Here is a 25133-nt window from a genome sequence, read left to right as displayed (position 1 = left end):
TACCGCCCTATGATTCGTCGCAGCCTGCCTGCCGTACTCAGCCTGTTGCTCAGCTCGCCCGCGTGGGCCGGGCAGCAGACGCTGTTCAGCTTCGTCCGCCCCACCTCGGTGATCAACGTGGTCACCCAGGACGCGGGCCTGCCGCAGTACAACGCCGAGCAGACGGCCCAGGGCGAAGTGCTCAGGCGGGTGGTGTTCAATCCGGCCGAGCGGCCGACCTTGCGCCTGACACCGCAGGCCGGCAGTTGGGACTGGTCGGCCGGGCAGTTCCTCACCCTGCGCCTGCAAAGCGGCATGGACTGGGCGCTGAGCGTCGACGTAGTGGTGCAGGACAGCGCTGGCCAGACCCTCACCAGCCGCATCGACCTTCCGGCCGGGCCGGCGCAGACCGTCATGCTGCCGCTGACCGCCCGTTCGCCGCTGAGCCAGGGCATGCGCGCCGGGCCGCCGATGCCGTGGACGTACCAAGGCCAGCGCGTGCTGCTGACCAGCAGCGTCGGTCAGGTCGATCTCAAGCAGGTGACCTCGGTCAGCCTGAGCATCCCCAGGCCCAATGTGGCGCAGAGCCTGTTGATAGAGCGCGTTGGCCTGCAGGATGACGACGAGGTTTTCAAGGCGGCCTACGCCGGCCTGATCGATGAATACGGACAATCCACCCGCGGCCGCTGGCCCGAGAAAATCGACAACGACGAGCAGCTCAAGGCTGCCGCTCGCCGTGAGCAACAGCAGCTCCAGGGCTGGTTGGCCGAGCGCGGCAAGGCCTCGCTCGACCCTTATGGTGGTCTGCTGGCCGGCCCGGCCTTCGAAGCCAAGGGTTTCTTTCGCACCGAGAAGCGCGCGGGGCACTGGTACCTGGTGACCCCGGACGGCCATGCGTTCTTCTCGCTGGGGGTCAATGCCGTTGCCGCCGACGGCGGACGCACTTATGTAGCAGGGCGCGAAGCCATGTTCAAAGCGTTACCGGAGGCAGGCAAGCCGCTGGCGGCCTTCTATGGCCAAGGCAACAACGACGACGGCAACGCATCGTCCCAGGGGCGTGGCTTCAAGCAAGGCCGCTGGTATGACTTCTATGCCGCCAACCTGCAGCGCAGCCACGCCACGCCGTGTCCGCCGGCGGCAGGGGGGCAGGCGCCTGGCGAATGCCCGGCGCCGCAGGTTGACGCCAAGCGCTGGCAGGCCCAGGCCATCGATCGCGTGCTGGCCTGGGGCTTCAATACCTTGGGCAACTGGAGCGACCCGGCCCTGGGCGAGGCGCAGCAGGTGCCTTACACCTTGCCGCTGTCGATCGTTGGCGACTACGCCAGCATCAGCACCGGCATGGACTGGTGGGGGCGGTTGCCCGATCCATTCGACCCGCGTTTCGCCATGGCCACTGAGCGCGCCGTGGCGATCGCGGCGCGTGACCATCGCGACGACCCCTGGCTGATCGGTTACTACGCCGACAACGAGCTGGCCTGGGCCGCCCCGGGCGGCGACCCGAAGGCCCGTTATGGCCTGGCTTATGGCACCTTGCGCCTGACCACCGACGTGCCGGCCAAGCGCGCGTTTCTCAAGCAGTTGCGCGACAAATACCGCAACCAGCAAGGCCTGTCGAAGGCCTGGGGTATCGACCTGCAAGCCTGGGAGCTGATGGAAGACCCGGGCTTCGAAGCGCCCCTGCCCAACCCCGAGCACCCGGAGATCGAGCGCGATTACCAGCATTTCCAGGAGGTCTTTGCGCAAACCTATTTCAAGACCGTCGCCGATGCCCTGGACTGGCACGCGCCGAATCATCTGTTGCTGGGTGGTCGCTACGGCGTCACCTCGCCCGAGGCGGTCAAGGCCTGCGCCGAGTTCTGCGACGTGTTGAGTTTCAACCTCTATACCCTCAAACCCCAAGACGGTTACGACTTCGCCTGGCTCACCGAGCTGGACAAGCCGGTGCTGGTCACCGAGTTCCAGTTCGGCTCGCGCGACCGCGGCCCGTTCTGGCCCGGTCCGCTGGAGTTGCCGCGCGAAGAAGACCGTGGCCCTGCCTACGAGACCTTCCTCAAGGCTGCGCTGGCGCAACCGACGATCGTCGGCGCGCACTGGTTCCAGTACCTCGACCAGCCGGCCAGTGGTCGTTTGCTGGATGGCGAGAACGGCCACCTGGGCCTGGTGGCGATCACCGATGTGCCGTGGAGTGGCTTCATCGACGCGGTGCGCAAGGCCAATCTGGGGCTGACCCGACAGTTGGCCCAGCGCCTTCAGCAACCTGCCCCTTGATCGGCGTCAGGCGTTCGGCACGCACGGGTAGCGTCCGTCGTGCCGAAGGCCGCTGGCTGGTAGGCAAAACCGTCAACTACTGAAACAATGCACGCCTTTGCCAACAGGTCAGTGGGAGCGGGCGGTGCAGATCCAGGGTCACTATGAGCTGAAGTTCGAGGCGCTGCGCGATGCCTTCGCCGCGCTGTTCGACGATCCCCAGGAGCGCGGTGCGGCGCTGTGCGTGCAGGTGGGCGGGCAGACCGTGGTCGATCTCTGGGCTGGCACCGCCGATAAAGACGGCCAGCAGGCCTGGCACACCGATACCATCGCCAACCTGTTCTCGTGTACCAAGCCGTTCGCCGCAGTCACCGCCTTGCAGTTGGTCGGGGAGGGTAAGCTCGCCCTCGATGCGCCAGTGGCGCGCTACTGGCCGGAGTTCGCCCAGGCCGGCAAGCAGGCGGTGACGCTGCGCCAGTTGCTCAGCCATCGCGCGGGGCTGCCGGCCATCCGCCAACTGTTGCCCGCCGAAGCGCTGTACGACTGGCAGGCGATGACCGCCGCCCTGGCCGCCGAGCAGCCCTGGTGGACCCCTGGCAGTGAGCATGGCTATGCCGCCATTACCTATGGCTGGTTGATTGGTGAGCTGATCCGCCGCGTCGAGCAGCGCGGTCCCGGCGAGTCGATCGTCGCCCGCACCGCCGCGCCGTTGGGCCTGGATTTCCACATCGGCCTGGCCGATAAAGAGTTCTACCGCGTGGCGCACATCGCCCGTGGCAAAGGCAATGCCGGCGACGCCGCCGCGCAGCGTCTGCTTCAGGTAACGATGCGTGAACCCGAAGCGCTGTCGACCCGTGCCTTCACCAACCCGCCGGCCATTCTCACCAGTACCAACAAGCCGGAATGGCGGCGCATGCAGCAGCCGGCTGCCAACGGCCATGGCAACGCCCGTAGTCTTGCCGGATTCTATGCCGGGCTGCTCGATGGCAGCCTGCTCGACGCCGAACTGCTCGACGAACTGACCCGTGAACACAGCCTGGGTGACGATCGCACCTTGCTGACGCAAACGCGCTTCGGCTTGGGTTGCATGCTCGACCAGCCGCACGTGGCCAACGCGACCTTCGGTCTGGGAGCAAAGGCGTTCGGTCATCCGGGGGCGGGCGGCTCGGTTGGATTCGCCGATCCCGAGCACGATGTGGCTTTTGGCTTTGTTACCAATACCTTAGGACCGTACGTGCTGATGGACCCGCGGGCGCAGCATTTGGTGCGGACATTGCGCACCTGCCTTTGATCGGGTAACGCGGGTGTTGCCCCAATCCTTTGTCTATCCTGAAGGCCACTGCACGAGCGTGCTGGCAAAATTCCCTTTCAATTCATGGTGTATCGCTGATGTCCTCACATAAAACCTTAGCTCTCGCCCTGTGCCTGGCCATGACTGGCTGCGCTCAGCACCCGCAAACCGACGCGAGCACCGAGGGCCGCAGCTGGTGGCCGTTTGGCTCGGACAAGGTCGCCGAGCAGGACGTCAAGGACGCGGTCACCGAAAAGGTTGCCCAGGCCGATGCCAAGGCGGCCAGCAAGAATGCCTCCGGTACCCGCTGGTGGTGGCCGTTCGGCGACAGTGAGGACAAACAGGCTCCGGTCGCGGCAGCCGTGCCGAAGATCGACCAGAAGGCCACCCAGGCCTGGCTCGACCAGTACGAGCCGAAAGTGCGCGAGGCCCTCAAGGACAGCAAGTTCGAGCTCGAGCGCCGTGATGATGTGCTGGCCGTGACCATCCCGGTGGATGGCTCGTACAACCCGGACCGCCCGAACATGCTGCTGCCGGTGACCCTGGCACCGATCACCCGCGTCGCCAAGGTGGTTGAAGGCGATCCGAAAACCGCCGTGATGGTGCTCGGTCATGCCGACAGCAGTGGCGCGGCTGCGGCCAACCAGCGTCTGAGCCTGGAGCGTGCTGCTTCGGTATCGGCCATCTTCCGCCTCAGCGGCTTGCAACGTGACCGTCTGACCCTCAAGGGCATGGGCTCGGTGATGCCGCGCGCGGCCAACGACAGTGTGCAAGGTCGTGCGCTGAACCGCCGCGTCGAGCTGCTGCTGACCCCGCAGAACACCATGCAGGCGTTGATCGCCAAGTACCAGCAGGCCGCTCCAGCGCCGGCGCCGGCCGCGATGGTCGCCACCCAGGACGTCAAGCCGGCCGCCGCCGCTCCAGCGGCTAAACCTGCCGCCAAGGCTGCGGCGAAACCGGCTGCCAAGTCTGCCGCGAAAAAACCTGCTGCCAAAGCCGCCGCCAAACCTGTGGCGAGGAAGGCCGCCACTCCAGCCAAACCAGCCGCGAAGAAGGCCAGCACCGATAAAAGCGTCGCCGCCAACAGCACCACCAAGGCCGCCAAGACCACCAACTGATCGCCAAGGAACCGCGTCATGACCCAGTCTCTGGCCGATATGCGCCGCGACTACACCCGAGATGGCCTGGCCGAGGACCAGGCCCCTGCCGAACCGTTTTCACTGTTCGAACAGTGGTTCGCCGAGGCAGTGAAAACCGAGCAGGCTCCTGTCGAGGCCAACGCCATGACCTTGGCTACAGTCGATGGCGAGGGTCGCCCGCACTGCCGCGTGTTGCTGCTCAAGGGACTGGATGCACGAGGCTTCACCTTCTTCACCAACTATCGAAGCGCCAAGGGTCAGCATCTGCTGGATAATCCCTTCGCGGCGATGACCTTCTTCTGGCCGGCGCTGGAGCGTCAGGTGCGTATCGAGGGGCGCGTGGAAAAGGTCACGGCCAAAGAGTCCGATGATTATTACCAAGTGCGCCCCCTGGGCAGTCGCCTGGGCGCATGGGCTTCGCCACAAAGTCAGGTGATCGCCGATCGCCAGGTGCTGCAGGCACTGCTGGAGGCCACCACCGCGCGCTTCGCCGATTCTCAGCCACACTGCCCAGAGCACTGGGGCGGCTACCGCCTGTTGCCTGAGCGCATCGAATTCTGGCAAGGCCGCGCCAGTCGTCTGCATGATCGCCTCAACTACCGCTTGATCGCTGGCCACTGGCAGCGCGAGCGTCTCGCACCTTGATGGGCGCTGCACTGGCGAAGATCGCCAGTGCAGTAATCTCCGAACAACTCCGGTCACACATTCATGGGCAGCATTTTTTGCCTGCCACAGCCTGTACCGTGGCTGAACGAAAGCTGTTTTTTATGAGTTGTCGTCGTGACAGCCGTCCTCACGCGGCGTCTAATGGACATCTGACCTACGGAGATTCTTCCCATGCGTAAATCCGCTCTGCTGCTGGCGACCTTCACTACCGCGTCGCTGCTGCTCGGAGGCTGTGCCTCCAACCTGTCTGGCGACAGCTACTCCCGTGACGAGGCCCGCCGCGTGCAGACCGTGCGCATGGGCACCATCGAGTCACTGCGTCCGGTCAAGATCGAAGGCACCAAGACGCCGATCGGCGGTGGCGCCGGCGCCGTGGTCGGTGGCGTGGCCGGCAGTGCCATCGGTGGTGGCCGTGGCAGTCTGGTCGCGGCAGTAATTGGCGCAGTCGCTGGCGGGTTGGCAGGCTCGGCTGCCGAGGAAGGTCTGACGCGTACCCAAGGCGTAGAGATCACCGTCCGCGAAGACGACGGCAGCATGCGCGCCTACGTGCAGTCGGTGCAGCAGAATGAAGTGTTCCGCGTCGGCGAGCGCGTGCGCATCATGACCGTCGATGGCACCAGCCGCGTCTCACACTGATTCGTCCCTATGAAAAAGCCCGACTTGGCATGCCCGGTCGGGTTTTTTTGTGCCCTGTGATTGGTGCTGGTTCGTACCCACGACAGGGCGTGACGCCTTACCGCGCTAGGCAGTAGCGATCATCGCCAGCGCCACCGCCTCGGCAATACGAATACCGTCCACGCCTGCAGAGAGAATGCCGCCGGCATAGCCTGCACCTTCACCCGCCGGGAACAGGCCCTTGAGGTTGAGGCTCTGGTAATCATCGCCGCGGGTGATACGAAGCGGCGAGGAGGTGCGCGTCTCGATGCCGGTCAGCACGGCGTCATTCATGTTGTAGCCTTTGATCTGCCGGTCGAAGGCGGGCAGGGCCTCGCGGATGGCCTCGATGGCGAACGCTGGCAGGCTCGGCGCCAAGTCGCCCAGCGTGACCCCTGGCTTGTAGGACGGCTCGACGCTGCCCAGTGCGGTGGATGGCCGCCCGGCCACGAAGTCACCGACCAGCTGCGCTGGCGCCTGGTAGTTGCTGCCGCCCATGACATAGGCGTGGGCCTCGAGCCGCTCTTGCAGCTCAATGCCGGCCAGCGGCCCACCGGGATAGTCGCGTTCAGGGTCGATACCCACCACGATGCCTGAGTTGGCATTACGCTCGTTGCGCGAGTACTGGCTCATGCCGTTGGTCACCACGCGGCCCGGTTCGCTGGTGGCCGCCACCACCGTACCGCCAGGGCACATGCAGAAGCTGTAGACCGAGCGGCCGTTCTTGGCGTGATAGACCAGCTTGTAGTCAGCCGCGCCGAGCTTCGGATGACCGGCGTATTTGCCCAGGCGTGCCTTGTCGATGACGGTTTGCGGGTGTTCGATGCGAAAACCGACCGAGAACGGCTTGGCCTCCATGAACACGCCCTTGCCATGCAGCATGCGGAACGTGTCGCGGGCGCTGTGACCCAACGCCAGTACCACGTGGCGCGACAGCAACTGCTCGCCGCTTTCAAGCACGACACCGGTCAGTTGCTCGCCGTCGATCAGCAGATCGCTGACTTTCTCCTGGAAGCGCACCTCGCCGCCCAGTGCGATGATTTCCTGGCGCATGGTTTCGACCATGCCGGTAAGGCGGAAAGTGCCAATGTGCGGCTTGTTGATGTAGAGGATTTCGTCCGGCGCGCCGGCCTTGACGAACTCGTGCAGCACTTTGCGACCGTGGTGCAGCGGGTCTTTGATCTGGCTGTAGAGCTTGCCATCTGAGAACGTGCCAGCGCCGCCTTCACCGAACTGCACGTTGGACTCGGGGTTGAGCTCGCTCTTGCGCCACAGCCCCCAGGTGTCCTTGGTGCGCTGGCGTACTTCCTTGCCGCGCTCGAGGACGATGGGCTTGAAGCCCATCTGCGCCAGCAACAGTGCGGCGAAGATACCGCACGGGCCGAAGCCGACCACCAGAGGTCGTTCCTGCAGATCGTGTGGCGCTTGGCCTACATAGCGGTGGCTGACGTCCGGGGCGACGCCGACGTTGCGGTCGTCGGCGAACTTGGCCAGCAGTTCGCTTTCGTTGCTGGCGTGCAGGTCGATGGTGTAGATGAACAGCAGCTCGCTGTTTTTCTTGCGCGCGTCGTAGCTGCGTTTGAACAGGGTGAAGTCGAGCAGTTGCTCGTCGGCGATGCCCAGGCGCTGGACGATGGCCTGGCGCAGGGCATCGTCGGAATGGTCCAGGGGCAGTTTCAGTTCGTTGATTCGTAGCATGGTCGGTCGGCCGGCGGCTCTGAACAAACCGCCGATTATAAGCTGTTCGACCGCCTTAACGGCAGGGTTAACGCGTCGGCCCGATCAGCTGTCCCTGGCGCCACCGAAGTAGCCGCAGCCTTGCAGGGTCTTGCCGTCGATGCGCAGTTCTGCGCGCAGGTGACGGACAGCACCGCTTTTAGGGTCGACGCAGCGTTGCGGGGCCAGCCACAGCTCGACGTGCTGACCGTTGGCCTCGCTGCTCAGGCTCAGGCCGCCACCGGGAATTTCTTCTTCCAGGAACGGCAGCGGCAACAGCGCCTGCCCCTCGCGCTCGATGACCATGCCTCGGCTGCTGGCCTTCACGCCCCAGGCGGGGGACTGCCCCTCGGCGCGCAGGGTCAGCTGCTTGAAATTCGGATCGCTGCAGGCATTGCTCGAAGGTTCAAGGCGGTACAGCTGCTGCACGTCGAACTGGCCATCGCTGTCGGCCTGGCGGCTACCGCCCAGGCGCCCGCGCAGGTCTGCGAACAGACGCGCCTTGGCACTGCCGGCCAGGTTGTCGGCTTCCTGCAACAGGCCGGTATTGCCGGCATCATTGACCACGAAGCGGCGGTTCTCATTGCACGGTTTGAACAGCAGCTTGCCGTTGCTCGCACTCAGTTCGCCCTGCAGGCGTGTCGTACCGCTGGTGGTGTCGCTCGGCTGTTCGGCGAACAACTGGCAACCGGCGAACAGCGGAAGCAGCGCCGCGAGCAGCAGTGGAGGGGTGAGGCGCATGGAAAGCTCCAACCTTGAGACGAAAAGTGTCGGCCACGTTACCGAGGCGACGGGGCGATCTCAAGTGCAGGTGGAGAAGAAAAGTCTGTACACGCCTGCGACTCGCAGCGAGGCGTTGTCGGGGTGGGCGAGCTAGGTTGGAACGAAGCGCCGCTTGCACAGGGGCTCGATATCCTTTCGAGCACCCTGCGCAAGCGGATCGATACAGCAAGGTAGTCGATCAACCGCCCAGGTACGCGTCACGCACCTTCGGATCGACCAGCAAGGCTTCGCCGGTGCCCTGCATCACCACGTGGCCGTTTTCCAGTACGTATGCCCGGTCAGCTACCTTAAGCGCCTGGTTGGCATTCTGCTCGACCAGGAACACCGTGACGCCATCACGGCGCAGTTGCTCGATGATGTCGAAGATCTGCTGGATGATGATCGGCGCCAGACCCAGCGAGGGTTCGTCGAGCAGCAGCAGTTTGGGCTTGCTCATCAGCGCACGGCCAATGGCGAGCATCTGCTGTTCGCCTCCCGACATCGTCCCGCCCCGTTGCGTGTAGCGCTCCTTGAGCCGCGGGAACAATTGCAGCACCCGGTCGAGCTGCTCCTGGTAATCGCCCTTGTCGGTGAAAAAACCGCCCATCGCCAGGTTTTCCTCGACGGTCAGGCGAGCGAACACGCGGCGACCTTCCGGTACGACCGCGATGCTCTTGCGCATGATGTGCGAGGAGGGCTGGCCGACCAGTTCTTCGCCCAGGTACTTGATACTGCCGCTGTGCGCCTGCGGCGAGCCGCACAAGGTCATCAGCAGGGTCGATTTGCCGGCGCCATTGGCGCCGATCAGGGTGACGATCTCGCCCTGGTTGATCTCCACGTTGACGTCGTGCAGCGCCTGAATCTTGCCGTAGAAGGTCGATACGTTTTCGAACTTGAGCATTTACGCCTCCCCCAGGTAGGCCTTGATCACATCGGCATTGGCACGAATCTGTTCGGGCGTGCCATCGGCCAGGGGCGTACCCTGGTTGATCACCACGATGTGATCGGAAATGCTCATCACCAGCTTCATGTCGTGCTCGATCAGCAACACCGTGAGGTTGTGTGATTCGCGCAGATAGCTGATGAGCGCCTTGAGGTCTTCGGTTTCCTTGGGGTTGAGGCCTGCAGCCGGTTCGTCGAGCATGATGATGCGCGGCTGAGTCATCATGCAGCGAGCGATCTCCAGGCGCCGTTGCTGACCGTAGGCGAGGGTGCCGGCGGTGCGGTTGGCGAACTCGGTGAGGTTGACCTTCTCCAGCCAGTACGCCGCACGCTCCATCGCTTCCTTTTCGCTGCGGCGAAAGCCCGGCGTCTTGAACAGACCGGCGAAGAAATTGGTGTTCAGGTGCCGGTGCTGGGCGATCAGCAGATTTTCCAGCGCGGTCATTTCCTTGAACAGACGGACGTTCTGGAAGGTGCGGACCACGCCGCGGCGGGCGATCTGATGGCCTGGCAGGCCCTGGATCGGTTGGCCGTCGAGCAGGATGCTGCCGCCGCTGGGCTTGTAGAAGCCGGTCAGGCAGTTGAATACGGTGGTCTTGCCGGCGCCGTTGGGGCCGATCAGCGCCACGACCTGTTTTTCCTTGACGGTCAGGGCTACGCCATTGACCGCTAACAAGCCGCCAAAGCGCATGCTCAGGCCGCTGACTTGCAGAATTTCGCGGCTCATCGGCGCAGCTCCATGTGGGGACGTTGCATTGGCAGCAGACCTTGCGGGCGCCAGATCATCATCAGCACCATCATGGCGCCGAACATCAGCATCCGGTACTCGCTGAACTCACGCATCAGTTCGGGCAACAGAATCATCACGATGGCCGCCAGAATCACGCCCAACTGCGAACCCATTCCGCCAAGCACGACGATGGCGAGGATGATCGCCGACTCGATGAAGGTGAACGACTCAGGCGTCACCAGGCCCTGACGGGCAGCGAAGAAGCTGCCGGCGAAACCGGCGAAGGTCGCCCCCAGGGTGAAGGCCGAGAGCTTGATCACGGTGGGGTTCAGGCCCAGCGCGCGGCAGGCGATCTCGTCTTCGCGCAGCGCTTCCCAGGCCCGGCCGATGGGCATGCGCAGCAGGCGGTTGATGACGAACAGCGCCGCCAGTGCCAGCAACAGCGCGACCAGGTAAAGGAAGATCACCTTGTTGATGGAGTTGTAGGGCAGGCCGAAGTACTCGTGGAAGGTCTGCATGCCTTCGGCGGCGCGGCGATCGAAGCTCAGGCCGAAGAAGCTCGGCTTGTCGATGTTGCTGATGCCGTTCGGCCCGCCGGTCCAGTCGGTAAGGTTGCGCAGGAACAGGCGGATGATCTCACCGAAGCCCAGGGTCACGATCGCCAGGTAGTCGCCGCGCAGGCGCAGCACCGGGAAGCCCAGCAGGAAGCCGAAGGTGGCTGCCATCAGGCCGGCGATCGGCAGGCAGATCCAGAAGCCCCAGCCCAAGTAATGCGAGAGCATGGCGTAGGTGTACGCGCCCACCGCATAGAAGCCGACGTAGCCCAGGTCAAGCAGCCCGGCCAGACCGACGACGATGTTCAGGCCCAGGCCGAGCATCACGTAGATGAGGATCAGCGTGGCGATGTCCACCGCACCGCGAGAACCGAAGAACGGCCAGATCAGCGCCACCACGATCAGTCCGAGGATGATCCAGCGTTGCGTCTTGGGCAAGGTCAGGAAATTGCTCACCGAAGGCGGCACCAGCTTGCGACCGGAGCGCTGGCCCATCACCGCACTCCACTGGCGGTCGAACAGCACCCGCAGGAACATCAGCAGCGAACACACGGCAATGATCGACAGAGTGAAGTTGCCCTGGCTGTGCACCACCAGACGGATGCCGTCGATGCTCAGTTTCAGGCCCAGCACCGGGAAGGCCACGGCCCACACCAGCAAGGCACTGAACAGTGCCTGTTTGAGATTTCTGTTCATACTTTTTCAACCTCCGGGCGGCCCAGAATGCCGGTCGGCCGGAACAACAGAACGAGAACCAGCAGGCCGAACGCCACGACGTCCTTGTACTGGTCGCCGAAGATATCGGCACCGAACGCTTCGGCCACACCCAGCACCAGGCCGCCGAGCATGGCGCCAGGGATGCTGCCGATGCCGCCCAGCACCGCCGCGGTGAAGGCCTTCAGGCCCACCAGGAAGCCGGCGTTGGGGTTGATCACGCCGTACTGCATGCTCAGGAGTACGGCTGCGACCGCTGCCAGGGCGGCGCCGATGACGAAGGTCAGGGCAATGATGTTGTTGGTGTTGATGCCAAGCAGGTTGGCCATCTTCAGGTCTTCGGCGCAGGCTCGGCAGGCGCGACCCAGGCGAGATCTTGAAATGAACAGGGTCAGCAGGGTCATGGCCACCAGGGTGACGACGAACACCAGCACCTGCATGTAGGACACCAGCACTTCCTCGGCGCCACCTGGGCCGAAGGAGAAACTGCCGGGAATCAGGTTGGGGATGGATTTATCCTTGGAGTCCTGTGACAGCAGCACGGTGTTCTGCAGGAAAATCGACATACCGATGGCCGAAATCAGCGGAATCAGGCGGTTGCTGTTGCGCAGTGGTCGGTAGGCGACCCGCTCGATGCTGTAGCCGTAGGCACTGGTCACGAAGATCGTGGCGACGAAGGCCACGGTCATCAGGATCGGCAGCGAATCGATACCCATCATCGCCAGACCCGCCAGGGCGATGAACGCCACGTAGGAGCCGATCATGTACACCTCGCCGTGGGCGAAGTTGATCATGCCGATGATGCCGTACACCATCGTGTAGCCGATGGCGATCAGGGCGTAGGTGCTGCCAATGGTCAATCCGTTAACCAGTTGTTGGAAGAAATGGTAGATCTCAGGCATTGAAGCGCTCCTAAAAACCTGAAGTGCATTCGCTGGCGTGGGGGTAACCCGATGCGCCTCGTCGTCTGAGCGACGATGACCGGGCTTGGCCAGGGAACCGCGGGTGACGGTTTTAAGATTTTCAGGTGGGATGGCTGCCGGATCGCGGCAATCGGGCCCATGAACCTCGTAAAACAAAGCCCACTGCTCGCACAGTGGGCTTGTAGGTCAGCTGTAGGTCAGGCGATTACTGAGGGGAAACTTCAGTCTTCGGTTTGCCGAAGTGCCATTCGTAGACCACGAACTTGAAGTCCTTGAGGTCGCCCTTTTCGTCATAGGTGAGGGTGCCTGTGGGGGTCTTGAACGAACCGGCATGGATGGCGGCAGCGACCTTGTCGGTGTCTTCGGACTTGGCAGCCTTGATGCCTTCGGCGATCAGCTCCACGGCAGAGTAGGCCGGGAACACGAACGGGCCGCTCGGATCCTTGCCGTCAGCCTTGATGGCGTCGACGATGGCCTTGTTCTCAGGATCGGCGTCGAACGACTTGGGCAGGGTCACCAGCAGGCCTTCCGAAGCGTTCTGGGCGATCTGCGAAATCGAGTCGTTGCCCACGCCCTCAGGTCCCATGAACTTGGCTTTCAGGCCTTTTTCCTGAGCCTGGCGCAGGATCAGGCCGAGTTCGGGGTGGTAGCCGCCGTAGTAGACGAAGTCGACGTTGTTCTGCTTGAGCTTCTGAATGACCGAGGAGAAGTCCTTGTCGCCTGCGTTGAGACCTTCGAACACGGCGACCTTGGTGCCTTTGTCTTCCAGGGTCTTCTTCACTGCGGTGGCGATGCCTTCACCGTACTGCTGCTTGTCGTGCAGTACCGCGACCACTTTCGGTTTGACGAAGTCGGCAATGTAGTTGCCAGCAGCGGGGCCCTGGGCGCTGTCCAGGCCGATGGTGCGGAAGATCAGCTTGTAGCCGCGGCTGGTGATTTCCGGACTGGTGGCGGCCGGGGTGATCATGATCACGCGTTCGTCTTCGTAGATGTCCGAAGCAGGCTGGGTGGAACTGGAGCACAGGTGACCGATCACGAACTTGACGCCGTCGTTGACCACTTTGTTGGCGACGGCAACGGCCTGTTTGGGATCGCAGGCATCATCGTATTCCTTGGCTTCGAGCATCTTGCCATCGACGCCGCCCTTGGCGTTGATGTCCTTGATGGCTTGCTTGGCACCGATGAACTGCATGTCACCGTACTGGGTGACAGGCCCGGTCTTGGGCCCGGCGATGCCGATCTTGATGGTGTCGGCGGCCATCGAATGGCTGGCGAAACCGGCCACAACCAATGCAGCGAACAGCTTGGAAATCTTGATCATGATGCTCCACTCATTCTGTTGTAATTCTTATAGTCCTGGCGGCCAGGGCTACAGACCGGGCGGGGCGGCGGCATGACGCTGCCAGACCGCAACCCCACCTTCCCCCGAGATATGTCCCGGAACTGTACCGGTACAGTGTAGAGCGCTGTTCGCGCGCTTGAAAAGCCAGCTCATAGCGCCTCTTCGAGCGGTGTCGCGTAGTCGATACAAACATATAGAAACGCGCCATCGCTGCACTGCACGTCACGCTATCGATTCGCTCGTTCGGAGTCGATCGACCAATTACGTGTTTAGAGCCAGGGTTTTCTGTAAAAATGTCGGCCGTTTTCAGCAGACGATTTTTCTCTCAGGACCCCATGACCGATCACACAAGCACCCTCTATGCCAAATTGATTGGCGAAACCGCAATCATCGAGTGGAAAGCCCTGGAACGCTTCTGGGCCAAAGGTGACCTGATTTGGGTCGCGCCTGGGCTGGATCTGATCGAAGTGGCCAGCGCTTTTGCGCAAAACCAGAGCGAAACCGTCGCCAAATGGCGCTCTGATGGCACGGTCGTGCCGGTTCCGGTCGACATCGCCACCAGCCTGCAAGCCCGCGATCCAGAGATCTGGGCGGTGGTCGTCTCGCCATTTATTTTGATACAAGAAAAGACGTCACAAATGCACTGAGACCTTCTGGTGCACCTGATCAGGCAATTGCTCCGTTTTGAAGCGTGGGGAGTTCCAGCAACGGTGCAGGTTGGTAACAGTCGTCTGTGTGCTTGCACACTGCGGTAACAACTTACGCAGGGCGTAATAACTTTGGGTCATTTCTCGGGAGCTGTTGATGAAACCTGAACTGCCAGCGCTGGGTTTTGCCGGTATCGGTCTGATGGGTCTGCCCATGTGCAGGCGCCTGCTCGCCGCTGGCTATCCTCTGACCATCTGGAACCGCAGCGCCGAGAAATGCCGCGAGCTGGTCGAGCTCGGCGCCCGTAGCGTGGCGACGCCTGCCGAGCTGTGCAGGCACAGCGATATCGTCTTGTCATGCCTGGCTGATAGCGCAGCGGTGCGCGAAGTGATGCTCGGTGAGCAGGGGGTCGCCGAGGCGGGTAAGGCCCACCAGCTGCTGATCGACTTGTCGAGCGTAGAGCCTTCGGCCACGCGGGAAATGGCCGCGGAGCTGGCGGCCTTGTGCGGCATGGGCTGGATCGACGCACCGGTTTCCGGCGGCGTTGCCGGCGCCGAAGCAGGCAGTCTGGCGATCATGGTTGGCGGTCAGGCCGCGCATCTGGAGCGGGTGCGCGGCATCCTGCTGACCCTCGGCCAACGGGTAACGCACATGGGTGGGGTGGGGGCAGGGCAGGTGACCAAGGCCTGCAACCAGATGATCGTCGCCTGCAATGCGTTGGTGATCGCCGAGGCCGTGGCATTGGCAGAACGTTCAGGCGTCGACGCCGGTTTGCTCGCCCAGGCGCTGGCCGGTGGTTTTGCCGATTCCAAACCCTTGCAGATTCTGGCTGGACAAATGGCCGAAAGCCGTTTCGAGCCGGTCAAGTGGCACGTTCGCACCTTGCTCAAGGATCTGGACAACGCCGTGCAACTGTCCCGCGAGCAGGGTTCGGCAACGCCGGTCAGCGCCCTGGCGGCGCAGTTGATGCGTCTGCATGGCAGCCAGGGCCATCTGGAGCATGACCCCGCCACCTTGGTGCAACTGTACCGCGAACGATCCTGAAGCCTGCCCGGCGACATCCTTTGACGATGGCGCCGGGTGGGAGGGGGCCTCAGCCGGCGACCAGAATGCGGATCGCCTCCAGGCGCAACGCGGCCTTTTCCAGCATGACCACGCCTTCTTCGCGCAGTTTGCGCAACGCGTCGAGTTCGCTGTCGCGCACGCTGGGGTTGACTGCCTTGAGTGCGGTCATGCGCGCCAGCTCCTCATCGGCCTCGGCCGCCAGGCGACGTTGTGCCTGGGCGACACGTTCGACGTGGGTCGGCATGATCTTCTCTTCCCCTGCGCTGATGCGTTTGGCCAGCGCGTCGCGTTGAGCCTGGACGAACTTGTTGGCACTGGCGCGCGGTACGCTTTCGAGCTGATCGTTGAGGGTTTCGAAACTCACGCGCGACGCCAGGTCGTTGCCATTGGCATCGAGCAGGCAGCGCAATGCAGCCGGTGGCAGGTAGCGACCCAGTTGCAGGTGGCGTGGTGCGACCACTTCGCTGACATAGAGCAATTCCAGCAGCACGGTGCCAGGCTTGAGTGCCTTGTTCTTGATCAGCGCCACCGCGGTGTTGCCCATCGAACCGGACAGCACCAGGTCCATGCCGCCCTGCACCATGGGGTGTTCCCAGGTGATGAACTGCATGTCTTCCCGCGACAGCGCCTGCGCACGGTCGTAGGTGATGGTGACGCCTTCGTCGTCCCCCAGCGGGAAGCTCGCATCGAGCATCTTCTCGCTCGGCTTGAGAATCAGCGCGTTTTCCGAATGATCTTCACTGTCGATGCCAAAGGCGTCGAACAGGGTTTCCATATAGATAGGCAGGGCGAACTGATCGTCTTGCTCGAGAATGGCCTCGACCAGCGCTTCGCCCTCTCCTGAACCACCGGAGTTGAGTTCGAGCAGGCGATCGCGACCGGTGTGCAACTCGGCCTCGAGCCGTTCGCGCTCCTGGCGGGCATCGCTGACCAGTGCATCCCAGTCGCTGCTGTCGCCGCCTTCGAGCAGCGGCAGCAGGCGTGGGCCGAACTGATGCTGCATGGCGTTACCGGTTGGGCACGTGGCGAGAAACGCGTTCAGCCCCTGGTGGTACCACTGATAGAGACGCTCTTGTGGGCTGTCCTGCAAGTACGGCACATGCAGTTCGATGGTGTGCTTCTGACCGATCCGGTCGAGTCGGCCGATGCGCTGCTCGAGCAGATCGGGGTGGGCCGGCAGGTCGAACATCACCAGATGGTGGGCGAACTGGAAGTTGCGACCCTCACTGCCGATTTCCGAGCAGATCAGCACTTGTGCGCCAAATTCCTCGTCGGCGAAATAGGCGGCGGCGCGGTCACGTTCGAGGATGTTCATGCCTTCGTGGAACACGGTGGCCGGGATGCCTGAGCGCACGCGCAGCGCGTCTTCCAGGTCCATGGCCGTCTCGGCGTGGGCGCAGATCACCAGTACCTTGGTGCGCTTGAGCATCTTCAAGGTGTCGATCAGCCAGTCGACCCGTGGATCGAAGCGCCACCAGCGATCGTCCTCTGTACTGTCTGCATCGGTCTGGAAGGCCACTTCCGGGTACAGTTCGGCATGCTCGCCCTGCAGCAACTCGGCGTATTGCTGCGGGTTGGGCAACGGGTAGGCGTGCAGCTTGCGCTCGGGGAAGCCCTGGATCGCCGCGCGAGTGTTGCGAAACAGCACGCGGCCCGTGCCATGGCGGTCGAGCAGCTCGCGGATCAGGCGCGCACAGGCGTCGGTGTCACCATCGCTGACCGCGCTCAGCAGCGCTTCGCCTTCGGCGCCCAGGAAACCCTGGATGGTGGCGTGGGCGTTGTTCGACAGGCGACCGTGGTCGAGCAGCTCCTGCACCGCCTCTGCGACCGGGCGATAGTGCTCGCTCTCGGCGCGGAACGCGGCCAGGTCATGGAAACGGTTCGGGTCGAGCAGGCGCAGGCGGGCGAAGTGGCTGTCCTGGCCAAGTTGTTCGGGCGTTGCAGTCAGCAGCAGCACACCGTCGATGACTTGGGCGAGCTGTTCGACCAGCGCATATTCCTGGCTGGCCTTTTCTTCATGCCAGACCAGGTGGTGCGCTTCGTCGACCACCAGCAGGTCCCAGCCTGCGGCGAACAGTGCGTCCTGGGCTTTCTCGTCTTCCACCAGCCATTCGAGGGCGACCAGTGCCAGTTGCGCATCGTCGAACGGGTTGCTGGCGTCGCTCTCGATGAAGCGCTCGGCGTCGAACAGGGCCACTTCAAGGTTGAAGCGGCGGCGCATTTCCACCAGCCACTGGTGCTGGAGGTTTTCCGGCACCAGAATCAGCACGCGGCTGGCGCGACCGGAAAGCAACTGACGGTGAATGATCAGGCCGGCTTCGATGGTCTTGCCCAGGCCCACTTCGTCGGCCAGCAGTACCCGCGGAGCGACGCGGTCGGCCACTTCACGGGCGATGTGCAACTGGTGGGCGATGGGTTGCGCGCGTACGCCACCCAGGCCCCAGAGCGACGACTGCATCTGCTTGCTGGTGTGCTGCAAGGTGTTGTAGCGCAGCGAGAACCAGGCCAGTGGGTCGATCTGCCCGGCGAACAGGCGGTCGCTGGCCAGACGGAACTGGATGAAGTTGGACAGCTGGGTTTCCGGCAAGGTGCGCGGTTGATTCTGCGCGTCCAGGCCGTGATAGACCATCAGCCCATCGACGTCGTCGACTTCGCGCACGGTCAGTTTCCAGCCATCGAAATGGGTGATCTGGTCACCTGGCGCGAAGCGCACCCGGGTCAGCGGCGCATTGCGTACGGCATACTGGCGAGTCTCGCCGGTGGCCGGATACAACACGGTAAGCAGGCGGCCGTCCTGTGCCAGGATGGTGCCAAGGCCAAGCTCGGCTTCGCTGTCGCTGATCCAGCGTTGCCCCGGTTGATACTGCTGCGCCATACTGGCTGAACTCCCGCGATGAAAAGCCGCCTATGGTAACGGATAGGTCCGGCAGGACCAATCAGTCTAGTGCGTTCGTTGAACAATACTGCTTGCCATGAGGCACGAGGACCGCGATGCCCGCCAAGTACCGTTGCTTGAATGTCTGTCTGGTGATGGCCGGCACGATGCTGCTGGCAGCCTGTGAGCAAAAGCGCTTCGAAATCTTTCCACCGATTCCGCCTGAGCAGCTCGAGGTGCTCGGCGTCCAGGCACCTATAAAAAGTGTGCATTTCCGCGACCAGCAGGGCGAAGGCCTGTTGGTGCTGAGTCGGGTGGACGGCCAGGCCACCGACGCCGAAACCGAGCAGGAGGTCGACCGCGTGGTGCTCAAGGCCACGTTGTACGATCGCAAGGGGGATGCGGCGTTCACTGCGCGCTGGAACATCGAGCAGGAAACCAGCTGCGCAGGCCTGGATCTGGACGTCGACTTCTATACCGATGTCAGTGGTGTCAGCGATCTGAACGGCAACGGCATCGCCGAAGTCACCGTGGCCAGTCATGCGTATTGCGGCGGTGGTATCGAGCCGCAGGACATTGCCATCGAACTGCGTGAGGGTGAGTCGGTCTATTCACTGACCGGCCAATCGCTGATCAGTCCCGCTGGCGAGCAGCCCTTCGGCGGCGAGCGCGAGGAAAGTGCCTCGTTCAACCAGGCCGACAAGGTCTTGCGCGACCACCTCGATGAGGTCTGGAAGCAGGTCTACAAGCGACCTTGGAGTGAAGTCAGCGAGCCGGCGGACGACGATGATCCGGATGCTGCCGAGTAGTTTTACGCACATCCACTGATGGGCCGTGCGGCCGACTCATGTCTGCTCTTGCCAGGCCGATAACCGGTTAAAGGAGACCTCCATGCTGCCGCCAATCATTCCCCTGAGTGCCACACCGGTGACGTCCCAGCTTGACCCAGTCAAGCCGCGTCCCGATATTCCACCCGTGGTGCCTGTCCAGACCACCTCCGGCGACGGCAGCGTCGACCTTCGCCAGCGTCAGGCCCCCCAGGAACAGGCGTTGTTGCTGCGCGAAGAGCAACGTCGCCGCCAGCAGCAGCACGCCGGGCAGGAAGATCAGCGCTACCAGCCTGAACCTGGCGATGGGGTCAACGCCGACAATACCGTTCCGGTGATTGCCCTGGTTGAGCCCAATCGCCAGGGCCTGCTGGTCGACATAGAGATATGAGGCTGGTCAGCCTGACCATGCTTCGTCATCATTGCCACTTCGCTTCCGCCTGAGCCTGCCCCATGAGCCAAGACAAGCTGATCGACTTCGGCGCCGAGCGCGCCAAGCGCATTCATGACATCAACGACAAGCGTCTGGACGACATGCGTCAGGCGTTCGAACACGCCATGCCGCTGGGCAAGACCAGCAAGGCCAAGCGCAAAGGCAAGTCGAAGAAGCGCTGATCACTGACCTGCATCAAGTTCCGCCCCCACCTGCGTGCCCGCTCTGGGCACCATTGATCCTGATCAATTTCCCCCCGTCCATCTTTGGTTAACGTTCCCCCATCGGACAACGACAAGCGAATGGGAGGTCGACATGTTCTTCGACAACGTAGTTATCGCAGGCGTGGTAACGGTCGGGTTGATGGTCACGTTCTTTGTCGGTCTGGGCATTTTCATCTGGAAGGATTCCAGCAAGCGCAAGCCGCGCTGACTCTTCCGGAATCACGAGCACGCAAGGCATTTAGGGCGACTTCGGTCGCCCATTTTTTTGCCTGTCATTTGTCATTCCCGCCGTCTGGCGTGGTTCATTCGAATGAGGTTCTGCATGTCCATCACATCTGCCGACATTTGCCACGCTGCCGATCAGCTCAACGGGCTGGTCGGCTTTCATAGGAAAAGAGGCACGTTCATCGTCAGGTTTTCCGAGGACGCCTTTGGCCTGGATGTCTCGCAAGACTCGCTGCAGCCGTGCAGCGAATTCGTCTGGCGCGCGGTAGACAACGATCGCCAGGTGCTATGCCGGCAGCGGCTGGGGCTGTTGCTGGAACAGCATGTCGATGATCGGCTCAATATTGGCGAGCCGCTCAGGCTCTACCTCAAACGTGTCGATTTGCCGGAAATCGTCGCCGAGCGCACACCGGTCATTCCGGCCAGGCCAGGCGCAGCCCGGTAAATGAAGCCGCTGGCGCGACGTCGACTCGATCGCGGCCTTCGTGCTTGGCGTGATACAGCGCTCGGTCAGCTTCATCCAGCCACTGCTCGGCGTCTTCGAATTGCGCGCGATAGGCACATAGCCCGATGCTCAGGCTCACGCGAAGGTCAGGCAACTGCGCACTGCGATAACCGGCAATCCGCTCGCGCAGGCGCTCCATGGCCAGGCACGCTTGCTCTTCGCTGGTTCTTGGGAAGATCACACAGAACTCGTCGCCGCCATAGCGTCCGGCCAGATCACCCTCGCGCAGGCAGCGCTTGAGCTCGTCGCTGAGCTGGCGCAGCATGCGATCGCCGACCACATGACCGTAGGTATCGTTGATGGCCTTGAAGTGGTCGATGTCAATCAGAGCGATCACTGCGGTGCTGCTGCGCTGCTGGCAAATGAGAAACTTCAGGCGCAGACGATCTTTCCAGTAGCCGTGGTTGAACAGGCCGGTCAGGCTGTCGGTACGGCTGAGGTCGCCCAACTGACGTTTATGTTCGGCCAAGGTGGTCGCCAGCTTGAACAGCACCCAGCCCAGCGCCATAGGGTAAAGCGTCAGCATCGGCAGGCTGGCGTAGACTTGCAGGTCGGTGGCGTGCAACTGCAGGTTTGCCCCAAGCACGAGAATGCCGATGCCCGCGCCGCTCAACTGTGCCAACGCGCCGTGGAGCATCAGTGAACGCCCTCCCGAGCCGACGTTGTTCATCGTCACCATGGAAAGAATGGTCAGACAGGGCAGCGGGTTGAACTGCATCGCGGCAGCCCAGAATCCGGCCATCAGTGAATCAATCAGCAGGTTGCGCCGTTCGGCGGCATAGGGTGAAGCCGAACGGCTGGCCCAGAGGAAGGCGACGTGCGGCCATGCCAGACCATTGAACAGCATCAGCGCCCATAGCCAGATGGATGCATCCAAAGGCCACACTGCGGCAGCCACCGCCAGTAACGACATGGCCTTGCCGAAGATCCGCGGCAGGTAGATGCGCCGTACGAATGAAACTCCTTTACCGCTGCGGATATCCATCATGGCTTCGATTCTGTGGTGGGGTGCGGTTTATCGCATAAGTTCAGATTTATTGTTGATGATTCGTCGGAATCTGACCACTGACCTTGTGGGCCAAATCAGCGGTGCTGGGAGCGATGCGGAAGGATTCTGATAGGCGGGAGGTGAGCCGGAGGGGGTGTTGCCCTGCGTAATGATGCAGGGCAACGTAGGGTGTAGTCGGTCAGTGCTTCTTTCTAGTAGAGGGGTGTGCTTCGTCGAGCAGCTTCGAAGGCGCCTTGCCACTGTCGCTACGCACCTGAGCATGGCTGATAATGGCGAAGATGAAGCTGCCGCCGATGATGTTGCCGGCCAGGGTGGGCAGAGCGAAGTGCAGCCAGAAGGTGCTCCAGGTTTCTTCGCCGGCCCATACCAGGTAGGACACTTCGACAGAGCCCACCACGATATGGGTGAAGTCGCCCAGGGCCATCAGGTAGGTGATAAGCACGATGATGCCGATCTTGGCGTGCTCCATGGACGGGATCATCCACACCATGGTCGCGATCATCCAGCCCGAGATGATGCCCTTAGCGAACATCTGGCCGATGTCGTTTTCCATGACCTTGCGGCCTACATCAAGGAAGGCAAGGTCGGTCTTGGTATCGAAGATCGGCAGTTCGAGCATGACCCACGCCACCAGCAGCGTACCTGCCAGGTTGCCGAGCAACACCACGCCCCAGAGGCGCAGCAGGCGGCCGAGATTGGCCAGGGTCGGCGTGGTCATTATCGGCAGGACGGCGGTGAGGGTGTTTTCCGTGAACAATTGCTGACGGGCCAGAATCACGGCCAGAAAACCTGCGCTGTAACCGAAGCTTGCGATCACCTGTGCAGTCTCGCCGTCGGGCAGGCGTGAATAGAGCAAGCCCATGGCCATCAGCGAAAGCCCCATGGTCAGTCCGGCTGCCAGTGCCGACCACCATAATGCAGCGAGGGTGCGCTCAAGCTCCTGGTCGCCCTGCGCCCGGATGATTTCATGCAGCACCGCTGCGCGGGGCGGCTGGCTTTCGTCGATTTCCTGCTCCTCATCGGCTGATAGCCCGGGGGTCTTGGTACTATGTTCGTCGTTCATGCCGGCGGCGCTCGTGGGGGTAGGTTCTCTACAGATCAATGGCGCTCTGAATAGTTGCGACAGGGGTCGCGGCAGGGCGGCAAGTATTTCTTCTTCTACGGGTTGACACCCCAATTGAATCGCGTATTATTCGCCTCCCGCAGCGATGAACGTCACAGCGGGAAGTTAAGTGTCAGGTCTTCTTGTTTCGAAGTTTGAACGAGAAAATGAAATGCTTAACGAGGTGGTTGACAGCGGTGTTTAACGCTGTATGATTCGCCTCCCGCTACGAGTGATCGCAGCGAGCCAAGTGTTTGAAGTTGAACGAGATTCTCGCAAAATACTTCGAAATAAACGCTTGACAGACTTAGAGGAAAGCGTAGAATGCGCGCCTCGGTTGAGACGAAAGGCTCTTAACCAAACGCTCTTTAACAAATTGAATCAAGCAATTCGTGTGGGTGCTTGTGAGTACGGACTGATCGTCGCATAGATTATCAGCATCACAAGTGGCCATGCGAGAAATCACATAGTCATTTGAGATTGCTGAGCCAAGTTTAGGGTTTCTTAAAAACCCAAGCAGTATTGAACTGAAGAGTTTGATCATGGCTCAGATTGAACGCTGGCGGCAGGCCTAACACATGCAAGTCGAGCGGATGAGAAGAGCTTGCTCTTCGATTCAGCGGCGGACGGGTGAGTAATGCCTAGGAATCTGCCTGGTAGTGGGGGACAACGTCTCGAAAGGGACGCTAATACCGCATACGTCCTACGGGAGAAAGCAGGGGACCTTCGGGCCTTGCGCTATCAGATGAGCCTAGGTCGGATTAGCTTGTTGGTGAGGTAATGGCTCACCAAGGCGACGATCCGTAACTGGTCTGAGAGGATGATCAGTCACACTGGAACTGAGACACGGTCCAGACTCCTACGGGAGGCAGCAGTGGGGAATATTGGACAATGGGCGAAAGCCTGATCCAGCCATGCCGCGTGTGTGAAGAAGGTCTTCGGATTGTAAAGCACTTTAAGTTGGGAGGAAGGGCAATCAGCGAATACCTGGTTGTTTTGACGTTACCGACAGAATAAGCACCGGCTAACTCTGTGCCAGCAGCCGCGGTAATACAGAGGGTGCAAGCGTTAATCGGAATTACTGGGCGTAAAGCGCGCGTAGGTGGTTTGTTAAGTTGGATGTGAAAGCCCCGGGCTCAACCTGGGAACTGCATCCAAAACTGGCAAGCTAGAGTATGGTAGAGGGTGGTGGAATTTCCTGTGTAGCGGTGAAATGCGTAGATATAGGAAGGAACACCAGTGGCGAAGGCGACCACCTGGACTGATACTGACACTGAGGTGCGAAAGCGTGGGGAGCAAACAGGATTAGATACCCTGGTAGTCCACGCCGTAAACGATGTCAACTAGCCGTTGGAATCCTTGAGATTTTAGTGGCGCAGCTAACGCATTAAGTTGACCGCCTGGGGAGTACGGCCGCAAGGTTAAAACTCAAATGAATTGACGGGGGCCCGCACAAGCGGTGGAGCATGTGGTTTAATTCGAAGCAACGCGAAGAACCTTACCAGGCCTTGACATGCAGAGAACTTTCCAGAGATGGATGGGTGCCTTCGGGAACTCTGACACAGGTGCTGCATGGCTGTCGTCAGCTCGTGTCGTGAGATGTTGGGTTAAGTCCCGTAACGAGCGCAACCCTTGTCCTTAGTTACCAGCACGTTATGGTGGGCACTCTAAGGAGACTGCCGGTGACAAACCGGAGGAAGGTGGGGATGACGTCAAGTCATCATGGCCCTTACGGCCTGGGCTACACACGTGCTACAATGGTCGGTACAGAGGGTTGCCAAGCCGCGAGGTGGAGCTAATCTCACAAAACCGATCGTAGTCCGGATCGCAGTCTGCAACTCGACTGCGTGAAGTCGGAATCGCTAGTAATCGCGAATCAGAATGTCGCGGTGAATACGTTCCCGGGCCTTGTACACACCGCCCGTCACACCATGGGAGTGGGTTGCACCAGAAGTAGCTAGTCTAACCTTCGGGGGGACGGTTACCACGGTGTGATTCATGACTGGGGTGAAGTCGTAACAAGGTAGCCGTAGGGGAACCTGCGGCTGGATCACCTCCTTAATCGAAGACATCAGCCTGCTGATGAGCTCCCACACGAATTGCTTGATTCTTTGTACGAAGACGATGCTGTAACGCGACCCTGTTATAGGTCTGTAGCTCAGTTGGTTAGAGCGCACCCCTGATAAGGGTGAGGTCGGCAGTTCAAATCTGCCCAGACCTACCATTTCATGGTGCAGCCTAGAGATACGGGGCCATAGCTCAGCTGGGAGAGCGCCTGCCTTGCACGCAGGAGGTCAGCGGTTCGATCCCGCTTGGCTCCACCACCTTTTGCTGAAGTGTACGCTTGATCGTCGCACTGTTCAGAATACAGAAATGAACATTCCACTCGGGTAGCGAGTGAAGTGAATGTTGATTTCTGACTTTTGTCAGATCGTTCTTTAAAAATTCGGATATGTGATAGAAATAGACTGAACACCAGTTTCACTGCTGGTGGATCAGGCTAAGGTAAAATTTGTGAGTGCTCCTTGAGCACGCGAATTTTCGGCGAATGTCGTCTTCAC

The 25133-nt window shown here is 61.5% G+C and carries 22 protein-coding genes, 2 tRNA genes and 1 rRNA gene; 15 read left to right on the top strand and 10 right to left on the bottom strand.

Annotated features, from left to right (window positions below; translation table 11 throughout):
* Window positions 1-9 precede the first annotated feature (9 nt).
* From LK03_RS00555 to LK03_RS00535, 5 genes are all read left to right on the top strand, one after another.
* Entirely contained in the window at window positions 10-2247 is a 2238-nt protein-coding gene (locus tag LK03_RS00555; RefSeq protein WP_038410616.1) for a beta-galactosidase, read from the top strand.
* A 124-nt stretch (window positions 2248-2371) separates the two neighbouring features.
* A complete protein-coding gene (locus LK03_RS00550; protein WP_038410615.1) occupies window positions 2372-3517 on the top strand; it encodes an EstA family serine hydrolase in 1146 nt (381 codons plus the stop codon).
* A 98-nt stretch (window positions 3518-3615) separates the two neighbouring features.
* The gene (locus tag LK03_RS00545) at window positions 3616-4635 is read left to right on the top strand and encodes an OmpA family protein (RefSeq protein WP_038410614.1); all 1020 of its coding nucleotides are present in this window, start codon (window positions 3616-3618) and stop codon (window positions 4633-4635) included.
* 18 nt (window positions 4636-4653) lie between these two features.
* Entirely contained in the window at window positions 4654-5301 is a 648-nt protein-coding gene (pdxH, locus tag LK03_RS00540; RefSeq protein WP_038410613.1) for a pyridoxamine 5'-phosphate oxidase, read from the top strand.
* A 192-nt stretch (window positions 5302-5493) separates the two neighbouring features.
* The gene (locus LK03_RS00535; protein WP_038410612.1) at window positions 5494-5958 is read left to right on the top strand and encodes a glycine zipper 2TM domain-containing protein; all 465 of its coding nucleotides are present in this window, start codon (window positions 5494-5496) and stop codon (window positions 5956-5958) included.
* Window positions 5959-6063: 105 nt separating this feature from the next.
* Here the strand turns inward: LK03_RS00535 and LK03_RS00530 are convergent, their stop codons facing one another.
* The 7 genes from LK03_RS00530 to LK03_RS00500 all read right to left on the bottom strand — a co-directional run bounded on the left by LK03_RS00530 (window position 6064) and on the right by LK03_RS00500 (window position 13638).
* Entirely contained in the window at window positions 6064-7674 is a 1611-nt protein-coding gene (locus LK03_RS00530) for an NAD(P)/FAD-dependent oxidoreductase (RefSeq protein ID WP_038410611.1), read from the bottom strand.
* Window positions 7675-7758: 84 nt separating this feature from the next.
* Complete coding sequence (locus LK03_RS00525) at window positions 7759-8433, bottom strand: COG3650 family protein (protein WP_038410610.1); 675 nt, start codon at window positions 8431-8433, stop codon at window positions 7759-7761.
* Between the two features lie 220 nt (window positions 8434-8653).
* Window positions 8654-9355: an ABC transporter ATP-binding protein gene (locus LK03_RS00520; RefSeq protein ID WP_028695382.1), complete on the bottom strand. Its 702-nt coding sequence runs from the start codon at window positions 9353-9355 to the stop codon at window positions 8654-8656.
* The gene (gene livG / locus LK03_RS00515; protein ID WP_038410609.1) at window positions 9356-10123 is read right to left on the bottom strand and encodes a high-affinity branched-chain amino acid ABC transporter ATP-binding protein LivG; all 768 of its coding nucleotides are present in this window, start codon (window positions 10121-10123) and stop codon (window positions 9356-9358) included.
* Window positions 10120-11376, bottom strand: a complete 1257-nt coding sequence (locus LK03_RS00510; protein WP_038410608.1) for a high-affinity branched-chain amino acid ABC transporter permease LivM — start codon at window positions 11374-11376, stop codon at window positions 10120-10122. The genes livG and LK03_RS00510 overlap by 4 nt, the downstream gene beginning before the upstream one ends.
* Window positions 11373-12296: a high-affinity branched-chain amino acid ABC transporter permease LivH gene (gene livH, locus LK03_RS00505; RefSeq protein ID WP_028695385.1), complete on the bottom strand. Its 924-nt coding sequence runs from the start codon at window positions 12294-12296 to the stop codon at window positions 11373-11375. The genes LK03_RS00510 and livH overlap by 4 nt, the downstream gene beginning before the upstream one ends.
* Window positions 12297-12522: 226 nt before the next feature.
* On the bottom strand, window positions 12523-13638 hold the full coding sequence (locus LK03_RS00500) for a branched-chain amino acid ABC transporter substrate-binding protein (RefSeq protein ID WP_038410607.1): 1116 nt from the start codon (window positions 13636-13638) through the stop codon (window positions 12523-12525).
* Window positions 13639-13994: 356 nt separating this feature from the next.
* Here LK03_RS00500 and LK03_RS00495 point away from each other — a divergent pair, with 356 nt between their 5' ends.
* Both LK03_RS00495 and LK03_RS00490 read left to right on the top strand, forming a co-directional pair.
* Window positions 13995-14306, top strand: a complete 312-nt coding sequence (locus LK03_RS00495) for a DUF2288 domain-containing protein (RefSeq protein WP_038410606.1) — start codon at window positions 13995-13997, stop codon at window positions 14304-14306.
* A gap of 157 nt (window positions 14307-14463) precedes the next feature.
* Window positions 14464-15351: an NAD(P)-dependent oxidoreductase gene (locus LK03_RS00490; protein ID WP_038410605.1), complete on the top strand. Its 888-nt coding sequence runs from the start codon at window positions 14464-14466 to the stop codon at window positions 15349-15351.
* Window positions 15352-15400: 49 nt separating this feature from the next.
* Here LK03_RS00490 and rapA read toward each other — a convergent pair whose 3' ends face one another.
* Window positions 15401-18247: an RNA polymerase-associated protein RapA gene (gene rapA, locus LK03_RS00485; RefSeq protein WP_038410604.1), complete on the bottom strand. Its 2847-nt coding sequence runs from the start codon at window positions 18245-18247 to the stop codon at window positions 15401-15403.
* A gap of 116 nt (window positions 18248-18363) precedes the next feature.
* Between rapA and LK03_RS00480 the strand changes: the two genes are divergently transcribed.
* The 5 genes from LK03_RS00480 (at window position 18364) to LK03_RS00465 (ending at window position 20401) form a co-directional block, all read left to right on the top strand.
* Window positions 18364-19056: a M949_RS01915 family surface polysaccharide biosynthesis protein gene (locus LK03_RS00480; RefSeq protein WP_038410603.1), complete on the top strand. Its 693-nt coding sequence runs from the start codon at window positions 18364-18366 to the stop codon at window positions 19054-19056.
* Between the two features lie 82 nt (window positions 19057-19138).
* Window positions 19139-19465 carry a hypothetical protein gene (locus LK03_RS00475; RefSeq protein WP_038410602.1) on the top strand — a complete coding sequence of 109 codons (327 nt, stop codon included), beginning with the start codon at window positions 19139-19141 and terminating at the stop codon, window positions 19463-19465.
* A gap of 62 nt (window positions 19466-19527) precedes the next feature.
* Entirely contained in the window at window positions 19528-19689 is a 162-nt protein-coding gene (locus LK03_RS22265; RefSeq protein ID WP_167334478.1) for a hypothetical protein, read from the top strand.
* Between the two features lie 133 nt (window positions 19690-19822).
* A complete protein-coding gene (gene ccoM, locus LK03_RS22635; protein ID WP_038410601.1) occupies window positions 19823-19939 on the top strand; it encodes a cytochrome c oxidase subunit CcoM in 117 nt (38 codons plus the stop codon).
* 114 nt (window positions 19940-20053) lie between these two features.
* Complete coding sequence (locus LK03_RS00465; protein ID WP_038410600.1) at window positions 20054-20401, top strand: DUF2025 family protein; 348 nt, start codon at window positions 20054-20056, stop codon at window positions 20399-20401.
* Here LK03_RS00465 and LK03_RS00460 read toward each other — a convergent pair.
* Window positions 20370-21446 (bottom strand): diguanylate cyclase, encoded by a 1077-nt coding sequence (locus LK03_RS00460; protein WP_038410599.1) that lies wholly within the window; start codon window positions 21444-21446, stop codon window positions 20370-20372. The two genes, LK03_RS00465 and LK03_RS00460, sit on opposite strands and share 32 nt — an antisense overlap.
* Before the next feature lie 202 nt (window positions 21447-21648).
* Window positions 21649-22533, bottom strand: coding sequence for a formate/nitrite transporter family protein (locus LK03_RS00455; protein ID WP_038410598.1), 885 nt, complete (start codon window positions 22531-22533; stop codon window positions 21649-21651).
* Window positions 22534-23096: 563 nt separating this feature from the next.
* Here LK03_RS00455 and LK03_RS00450 point away from each other — a divergent pair.
* The 3 genes from LK03_RS00450 to LK03_RS00440 all read left to right on the top strand — a co-directional run bounded on the left by LK03_RS00450 (window position 23097) and on the right by LK03_RS00440 (window position 24896).
* Window positions 23097-24633 (top strand): 16S ribosomal RNA (locus LK03_RS00450).
* 86 nt (window positions 24634-24719) lie between these two features.
* A tRNA-Ile gene (locus LK03_RS00445) sits at window positions 24720-24796 on the top strand.
* A gap of 24 nt (window positions 24797-24820) precedes the next feature.
* Window positions 24821-24896, top strand: a tRNA-Ala gene (locus tag LK03_RS00440).
* The last annotated feature ends 237 nt before the right edge of the window (window positions 24897-25133 follow it).

It is taken from the genome of Pseudomonas cremoricolorata, from assembly GCF_000759535.1.
In the GTDB taxonomy this organism is placed as follows: Bacteria; Pseudomonadota; Gammaproteobacteria; order Pseudomonadales; family Pseudomonadaceae; genus Aquipseudomonas; species Aquipseudomonas cremoricolorata_A.
This window is presented reverse-complemented; position numbering and strand designations above follow the sequence as displayed.

What these genes read in the sequence shown, in the direction of transcription:
- livG (WP_038410609.1), bottom strand. Translation starts at nt 10,123, where the DNA reads ATGAGCCGCGAAATTCTGCAAGTCAGCGGCCTGAGCATGCGCTTTGGC.
- LK03_RS00520 (WP_028695382.1), bottom strand. Translation starts at nt 9,355, where the DNA reads ATGCTCAAGTTCGAAAACGTATCGACCTTCTACGGCAAGATTCAGGCG.
- LK03_RS00460 (WP_038410599.1), bottom strand. Translation starts at nt 21,446, where the DNA reads ATGGATATCCGCAGCGGTAAAGGAGTTTCATTCGTACGGCGCATCTAC.
- LK03_RS00525 (WP_038410610.1), bottom strand. Translation starts at nt 8,433, where the DNA reads ATGCGCCTCACCCCTCCACTGCTGCTCGCGGCGCTGCTTCCGCTGTTC.
- LK03_RS00555 (WP_038410616.1), top strand. Translation starts at nt 10, where the DNA reads ATGATTCGTCGCAGCCTGCCTGCCGTACTCAGCCTGTTGCTCAGCTCG.
- LK03_RS22265 (WP_167334478.1), top strand. Translation starts at nt 19,528, where the DNA reads ATGAGCCAAGACAAGCTGATCGACTTCGGCGCCGAGCGCGCCAAGCGC.
- rapA (WP_038410604.1), bottom strand. Translation starts at nt 18,247, where the DNA reads ATGGCGCAGCAGTATCAACCGGGGCAACGCTGGATCAGCGACAGCGAA.
- pdxH (WP_038410613.1), top strand. Translation starts at nt 4,654, where the DNA reads ATGACCCAGTCTCTGGCCGATATGCGCCGCGACTACACCCGAGATGGC.
- LK03_RS00480 (WP_038410603.1), top strand. Translation starts at nt 18,364, where the DNA reads ATGCCCGCCAAGTACCGTTGCTTGAATGTCTGTCTGGTGATGGCCGGC.
- LK03_RS00495 (WP_038410606.1), top strand. Translation starts at nt 13,995, where the DNA reads ATGACCGATCACACAAGCACCCTCTATGCCAAATTGATTGGCGAAACC.
- LK03_RS00535 (WP_038410612.1), top strand. Translation starts at nt 5,494, where the DNA reads ATGCGTAAATCCGCTCTGCTGCTGGCGACCTTCACTACCGCGTCGCTG.
- LK03_RS00510 (WP_038410608.1), bottom strand. Translation starts at nt 11,376, where the DNA reads ATGAACAGAAATCTCAAACAGGCACTGTTCAGTGCCTTGCTGGTGTGG.
- livH (WP_028695385.1), bottom strand. Translation starts at nt 12,296, where the DNA reads ATGCCTGAGATCTACCATTTCTTCCAACAACTGGTTAACGGATTGACC.
- LK03_RS00545 (WP_038410614.1), top strand. Translation starts at nt 3,616, where the DNA reads ATGTCCTCACATAAAACCTTAGCTCTCGCCCTGTGCCTGGCCATGACT.
- LK03_RS00465 (WP_038410600.1), top strand. Translation starts at nt 20,054, where the DNA reads ATGTCCATCACATCTGCCGACATTTGCCACGCTGCCGATCAGCTCAAC.
- LK03_RS00455 (WP_038410598.1), bottom strand. Translation starts at nt 22,533, where the DNA reads ATGAACGACGAACATAGTACCAAGACCCCCGGGCTATCAGCCGATGAG.
- ccoM (WP_038410601.1), top strand. Translation starts at nt 19,823, where the DNA reads ATGTTCTTCGACAACGTAGTTATCGCAGGCGTGGTAACGGTCGGGTTG.
- LK03_RS00490 (WP_038410605.1), top strand. Translation starts at nt 14,464, where the DNA reads ATGAAACCTGAACTGCCAGCGCTGGGTTTTGCCGGTATCGGTCTGATG.
- LK03_RS00530 (WP_038410611.1), bottom strand. Translation starts at nt 7,674, where the DNA reads ATGCTACGAATCAACGAACTGAAACTGCCCCTGGACCATTCCGACGAT.
- LK03_RS00475 (WP_038410602.1), top strand. Translation starts at nt 19,139, where the DNA reads ATGCTGCCGCCAATCATTCCCCTGAGTGCCACACCGGTGACGTCCCAG.
- LK03_RS00500 (WP_038410607.1), bottom strand. Translation starts at nt 13,638, where the DNA reads ATGATCAAGATTTCCAAGCTGTTCGCTGCATTGGTTGTGGCCGGTTTC.